The organism is Pseudorhodoplanes sp., from assembly GCF_050250235.1.
Lineage (GTDB): Bacteria > Pseudomonadota > Alphaproteobacteria > Rhizobiales > Xanthobacteraceae > Pseudorhodoplanes.
Genome location: NZ_JBFWPA010000237.1, coordinates 1 through 5,940, shown reverse-complemented (window position 1 = coordinate 5,940; position 5,940 = coordinate 1). Strand labels below are relative to the sequence as shown.

7 protein-coding genes and 1 pseudogene are annotated in these 5,940 nt (G+C 57.2%); all 8 read right to left on the bottom strand.

Translation table 11 applies throughout. From position 1 onward, the window contains the following. Window positions 1–747: hypothetical protein (locus AB7F49_RS37535; RefSeq protein ID WP_428532524.1), on the bottom strand; the 747-nt coding region annotated here is incomplete at its 3' end. A 234-nt stretch (window positions 748–981) separates the two neighbouring features. Next, window positions 982–1,317: pseudogene (locus AB7F49_RS37530) on the bottom strand (SIR2 family protein); the annotation flags it as partial. A gap of 605 nt (window positions 1,318–1,922) precedes the next feature. Then, window positions 1,923–2,753: a hypothetical protein gene (locus AB7F49_RS37525; RefSeq protein ID WP_428532518.1), complete on the bottom strand. Its 831-nt coding sequence runs from the start codon at window positions 2,751–2,753 to the stop codon at window positions 1,923–1,925. A gap of 36 nt (window positions 2,754–2,789) precedes the next feature. Continuing rightward, the gene (locus tag AB7F49_RS37520) at window positions 2,790–3,407 is read right to left on the bottom strand and encodes a hypothetical protein (protein ID WP_428532515.1); all 618 of its coding nucleotides are present in this window, start codon (window positions 3,405–3,407) and stop codon (window positions 2,790–2,792) included. Window positions 3,408–3,789: 382 nt separating this feature from the next. Further along, window positions 3,790–4,026, bottom strand: coding sequence for a hypothetical protein (locus tag AB7F49_RS37515; RefSeq protein ID WP_428532512.1), 237 nt, complete (start codon window positions 4,024–4,026; stop codon window positions 3,790–3,792). 280 nt (window positions 4,027–4,306) lie between these two features. After that, window positions 4,307–4,966 (bottom strand): hypothetical protein, encoded by a 660-nt coding sequence (locus AB7F49_RS37510; RefSeq protein WP_428532509.1) that lies wholly within the window; start codon window positions 4,964–4,966, stop codon window positions 4,307–4,309. Next, window positions 4,869–5,453, bottom strand: a complete 585-nt coding sequence (locus tag AB7F49_RS37505; RefSeq protein ID WP_428532506.1) for a helix-turn-helix domain-containing protein — start codon at window positions 5,451–5,453, stop codon at window positions 4,869–4,871. The genes AB7F49_RS37510 and AB7F49_RS37505 overlap by 98 nt, the downstream gene beginning before the upstream one ends. Before the next feature lie 5 nt (window positions 5,454–5,458). Then, entirely contained in the window at window positions 5,459–5,812 is a 354-nt protein-coding gene (locus AB7F49_RS37500) for a type II toxin-antitoxin system RelE/ParE family toxin (RefSeq protein WP_428532521.1), read from the bottom strand. Between the last annotated feature and the right edge of the window lie 128 nt (window positions 5,813–5,940).

Here is a 5,940-nt window from a genome sequence, read left to right as displayed (position 1 = left end):
CGCCGATGCGTGCGGCGGCGCAATGCGCGCTTCGTGCTTGTTGGGGATGTCATAGAAGGCTGATGCGCCACCCGACTCCATCATGAGCTGGTTGACATCCATCAGACCGGTGCCCGCGCGTTCCATTGCACTGATGCCGAAGAAGATGTCGCAAACAGAAGGATTGCGCTGATCGGTCAGGCTCTCCGAAAGCGTAAAGCGCCCGTCCGTAGCGACCCTGATGCGTCCCTTGAGTTTGTGCGTGAGGCCGCCGGGATTGGAGAAAATGATCTCCGCGCCTTGCCGAATATCGATCGTCGCGGGCTCGGCGATCTCGTAGTCACGGTGCACCAGCATGTTGACCAGAAGCTCTACCAGCGCGCGCGGCGGATACGCCGTACGCTCGCTGTGCTGCCGCCGCTTCTTGACCTTGAGCAGTGGATTCACATCGACTGACTCGATTTTCTCAAGAAGCTTGCGGTGCTGCGTGATGAGATTGCCGTCGTATATTTCGCGTTTCTTGCCGTCCTCGGTCACGGACACGACAGCATGCGAAAATATTTCCTGCGGCGCCTTGCCGAACAGCAGGACTGCTCCCGCCGTGATGCCATCGCGTTCGCTTTCGGCGACGAGCAGTCCTTGCTCGCGCATCAGCGTCGGAAGCGTCTCACGCGTGACCGGCGCGCGCTTGAGCTTCTCGCAATACTCGTACATCACGGAGAGCGCGAGGTCCATGTCGAGATCATCGACCGAAAGACCGGGGACCACTCGTTCATCGAAGGCTGGTGCCGCCGGGCGTGCGGCCGATGCAGCGCCGCTCGCATAGCGGTCGTGACCCGCGAGCTCGATGGCGAGATCATTGAGGAGTTCATCGAAGCCGCTGATGCGCAAAAGGTGGAAGTTGCTGCCGACACGCCTCGCCAACGCCTCGACATGTGGATGCAACGGGTCATTTTCACGCTGGCACCAGTAGATGCCATGCGCGAAATCGCGGCGACCTTTGTGGGCCTGGGCGAAGAGACCCTCCATGATCGAAGGTTCCGCGCCGCGATAGCCGATAACGATGATTGGAGCGCCATCGAGAAGCGGCCGCAGCAGCGAAACGAGCTCGCGATCGGGCGCACCGACTTCTCCGGCAGCGTTTCTGTCGGAATATTGCTCCGCGCGTCCGTGCATCCAGACGATCTGGCACTTGTTGAACACGTTGAACTGTTCGTGGTCACCAGGCTGACGGTTCACTTCGTTGATCTGCCGGATGTGCGGCTGCCGCGCGCGCAAGGCATCGGGAATGCACGCATCGAAGTTTGTCGTCAGAATCGTGTGGATCAGGCCGCGCATCACAAAGTCGGCCAGCACCTTATAGCCGCTGCTCGGGCCGTTCGCCCGCATCAGGTCAAGGATGACTCGCTTGCGGAATTCGGCTGGCGTCAGGAGGTGTTCGACAGCAAGGGGAAAGTTCTCGGCCAGCCGGTCGTCGCCACCAACGAACCAAGGGAAGCGTTGCAACCACGGTTCCCACTCAGTGGGCTTGACGCGCTCCGGGCGGCGCACTCCCTGGAGTTCCCGCTCGGCATAGACAATGCGGGTGATCCGCTTCACCGCCTCCGCGGCTAAGGGTACGCCAGAGCGGAATGAAGCGCCCGCCCCCAGCAGAACTAGGGGCGGGGCCTCCTCGGAGCTGCGAAGGAGGGACGCCAGAACGGAGACAGACTCTCGGTTCGACATTTGGAAAAACCCTACATATAGGCGTTTCGGTGTTCCGATCCACTATATATTGGGTTCCGGAGGCTAACAACGAAAAATGCTTCGAATTGCCCGGATTTTCAGCAAGTCGGGTGCCCGTGCTGCAACTGGCTTAAAGGCCGTACTTCTCGCGCCGGCGGGTGAAGGCTTCGCGCCCGCCCTCAAGAATGCTGGCGGCAAGGGTTTTCACGTCGTCAGCGTCAATCGACCCGGAGGCTTGCAGCCGGGGCGCGCCCCTCGTGCTCCTGAAGGACACCGATCCACTCCGCGTCGCCGAATACGGGAATGTTTGCGTTATGCGTCGCAAAGAGAAACTGGCGTTTGGTCTTGCTGTTGCGCAATTCGCTGACAATGTGGTCGGCGATGAAGGCGTTGTCCAGATTGTCTTCCGGTTGGTCGATGATCAGCGGATCGGGGTTGTCGAGCAGTGGCAGATGCAAGATGGCCGTGCACTGTTGGCCGGTCGAAAGGCGCCCGACTTCCCGGTACTGTTCTCCATCGCGCACGACGTTGAGAAGCAGTTCAAGCCGCTCCGGCAACTCCAGTTCCTCAAGTTCGCGAATCTTCGCTGCCGGGAGCGAAGCGATAGCGTCGGCAGCTTGTTTGGAGATACCGGCCTTCTTGAAGCGCTCTAGCAATGCATCGCCGCCCTGGGCGATGGACGCGACCAAATTCGGTATCGACAGAGACTCCGCCTCGTCGATCCATGCGAGACGTTTTTCGCCGATCCCTTCAAGATCGCATGACAGAAAGAACTTCTTCAAAGGATCGCGAATACGTTCGGGCTCGAAGTCGACGCGGAGCTGCCCTTCAAGGCGCTTGTTGAGCTGTTTGACCGCTTTGCTGAGGGCGGTCCATCTCTTGCCGCGTCCTTTAGCGAGTCGTTCGAGGAGCGTCGCGCGATCGGACTTTAGGGATACAAGCTTCGCTCCGTGACTGGCCTTCTGCGTGCTGAGCGGTTTCAGCTTGGCGATGGTGGCGGAAACCTTCTTGTAATCCGCGGCCAGTTGCGAAACGCTCTTACCCTTCAAGGCTGGTAGCTTGTTCGTCTCCGCGTTGAACGACTGCTACGCCGTTGATATCGCGTCATCCATCGCGGTCTTAGCAAAGGTCAGATTCGCGCGCGCCGCCTCTATTCCCTTGGCTGCCTGTTCGGCCGCGCTTTCGGCTGCCTTTTGCGCAGCGACAACGGCCTTGCCGAGCGGCGCAAGCTTCGTTGCTTCGCCGGCTGGAATGTCGGCGGGCAGGTCGGGGATTTCGATTTCGGCAATCTGCTCGGAAAAAGTCTCCAAGGCGCTCTCGTATGCATCGATAGCCGCTGCCGATTCCGCCGCATACGCCCGCATCTGCTCGCGCAGCTTCACCTGTTCGAGCTGCGCATCGAGGCCCAGTTTCTTGAACGATTTCTCGCGATCCAGAACCGCAGGTAGCTGTTCAAGCTTGGTATCAATGTCTGCGACCTTCGCTTCAAGGTTATCGATCTCCTGCCGGTTCCTCGATAGCGCCGTCTCGATCTCCGCGAGTTCGTCGCGGGCCGTCACGTCATCGGGCAGGAACCGTCCGAGAAGCTGCGCCTTGGCATTCGCGTCCTGAACAATTGCCAGCAGTTCGTTCTGTCCGTAGACCTCGGCACGCGGCAGGATGTCTTTTGGCGTGAGCTTCAGGACTCCTTGCCGTAGGTCCACGGATTGACCTGCAGCGCACACCGCCAGAATGTTGCGAAGGTTCCGATAGACTTCTTGGATGAATCGGCGTCGTTGCTTTTGCTGGTGCTCATGCCGCAGCCCGATCTTGCTGACGTTGCAGTATGTCTCTGAGAAGGTGAAAGGTCTAAATCACGCGGCGTACCTCGCTCACGCCCCCCGGGAACGCCAGTTCATCGGCGGTCTCGACCACTAGGATTGTTTGCGGTATGGACATGCGGCCTGCTTGGAAACCACTAAAAAACCAATAGTCTCGCCTTGTCAATCCATATTCTACGGCCAGCTACAGCTTGCGGCTCGAAATGGGCGCATGCGCAGCAGCGCCAAATGCAAGAAGCTTTCGGTCGAGCTGCGCGCGGAACGATCAGGCACGTCTCGCGGAAAAATCTGCGAAGAATTCCGACGCAGGCTGCACGCCTGAAACCAGAAGCCTGTCGCGGGCGCGGGTGCAGGCGACATAGAAGAGATTGCGCTCGGTGTCGTGAATCTCGTCGAGCTCGGATTCGTCGGCGACAGTCTCTATGCGTTCCTGCAAGGGAGGGAGGAACAGATGCAGTCTGTTCGCACTGACGTGGCGCCCCATTGATGCGTGCGGCGGCAAGCTCGATATCTCCTCGACGCCCGCTGCGCCCGGCTACTGGAGAGAGGAGCAACCGGAATTTAGGGCAGGCAATCGTTGAATTGAGAAGGGGCGGCTTGCCGTCGCCCCAGTTTCCTGCACCGCTCCCTGGTGTTGCTTGCCCCAGTTATTGGGGCACTCAAGCCGCAACGATAGACGTTCGACCCTACTACTGCGCCACGTCGTGGTTTAGTGCCTTCCCTTCCCTGCACCGCATGGTGGTGACCTTTATAGATATCTACCATGGCGGGGGTACGTGGGGCTAACTGTTCAAGGCGGCTTCTAACATTCCCAACAGGTGGAGATGAGATTCCGTCGTTACGTTTGCAGATGAGAAAAAGCGATTTTTCATATTCGGCGCATCGATCGCCCGCTCAAAACGAAAATTGGCGGCGGTCTTGAGAGCCGATGTCATTTCGTAGCCGAAATTAAGGGCGACTGGTTCCATCTTTCGTCCCAATTCATCGTCTACGCTCTGCGTAAGGGCGGATAGGAACGCATCAAACTTGGCTATGAGCTTTGCGAACGGGTCGCTTGATCCAACGTAAAGTTCGCTAAGGTACAGTGGCTTGACCTGCGCCGGAGCGGTGAACCCGTGCTCTGTTACCAGCCATGCAATAAAGTCATTCAGGAATTCTTCTGAAGCTGAGGTGCTAGCCTCTGTATCAGCTATCAAGCCGTCTTCGTGAATTTGGAGAGCGACCTCGATCCCGCCGAATCGCTCGCTTTCAAACTTCCCAAAATTGAATTCAACTGGGCCTCCTCCTCCCTGTATGAAAGCGTTGAGATCAGGAGACTTTAAGAAACGGTATCGAGCTGTAATCTCAGACAGTATTTGCCATATGTCTAGGCCCCGTGGATTCATGTCGCGCACGGGGAAGAGATAGATCGCCCGTCCGAGCTTCGTTGAGAGCACTTCCATAGCTGGTTCCTGACAAAAATGCAGTGGCTTTGAGTAGAGACTTCGTCTCGGCCTCTCCGAGAATTGAGCGGTGGCCGCTATCGCGGGCATGGTGGACGAGCAAAATGTTCGAAAATTGTTCCTTCAATCTAGCCAGTTTTCGACGACTCGCAGCCGCCTCTTCTGCGTAACTGGGAATTTCTAGAGCGGATGGAGTCAGATACGCAACGCTGGCCCGAAGCTCGGAAAAGGAAGCGAATCGAACAACCAATGCGACGTCGAATGCCTTCGCCAAATCTAAGAGCGTATTGAGGGTAAACCGACCGTAGTCGGGATCTTCGAGTCGCGAGATCACATTTTGGGTTTTACCGGCACGTTGAGCCAGCTCCGATTGAGACAGATTAGCCTTTTGTCTCATCGCTCGAATTTGGAACGCAATTCCGTTGCGGATATTCGCCGCAACAAATTCGTCCCGGTACTCTTTGCTATCGAATTCTTCGTCGTTCATTTCTTCTAGCCCCACTTGCGCACGATTACGTAGCTAGCTGCTCCTGATTCGATGTGGGCCCTTCTGTCGACCGCCGTCTCGATGGCATTGCGCGGGTCAAACACATTGGTTTTCGTCGCGAATATGAGAAAGCAGAAATGGTTCCTCTCAGGGCCGAAAAAACCTAACGCCCGATGATTGATTCGCCGAGCCTTAAACCGCACTTCGCCCACCCCATCTCGCAGCGTGTCATAGCTGGGACGTGTCCAACTTTCTCGGGTTTGCAGTCGTAAATAGACCATCCGAGCATCGAGCGACGCTCTCTCTGCGCTTGAGGCCGCCGCGTACCAAGCGCTTACGACGTCTTGGCCGTTTGGCATCACGATAGCCAACAATGAAATCATTTTATCGCAAATTTGTTATTTTTCGTGAGGCCCATGCATGGATTCGACAAAAATCAATCACAACACGAGAACGCCACAGTGGCGTTAGTGACGCTACGCTAAGT

Coding starts and splice junctions, on each gene's coding strand:
- AB7F49_RS37510 (WP_428532509.1), bottom strand. CDS start 4,966: ATGGAAGTGCTCTCAACGAAGCTCGGACGGGCGATCTATCTCTTCCCC.
- AB7F49_RS37505 (WP_428532506.1), bottom strand. CDS start 5,453: ATGAACGACGAAGAATTCGATAGCAAAGAGTACCGGGACGAATTTGTT.
- AB7F49_RS37500 (WP_428532521.1), bottom strand. CDS start 5,812: ATGCCAAACGGCCAAGACGTCGTAAGCGCTTGGTACGCGGCGGCCTCA.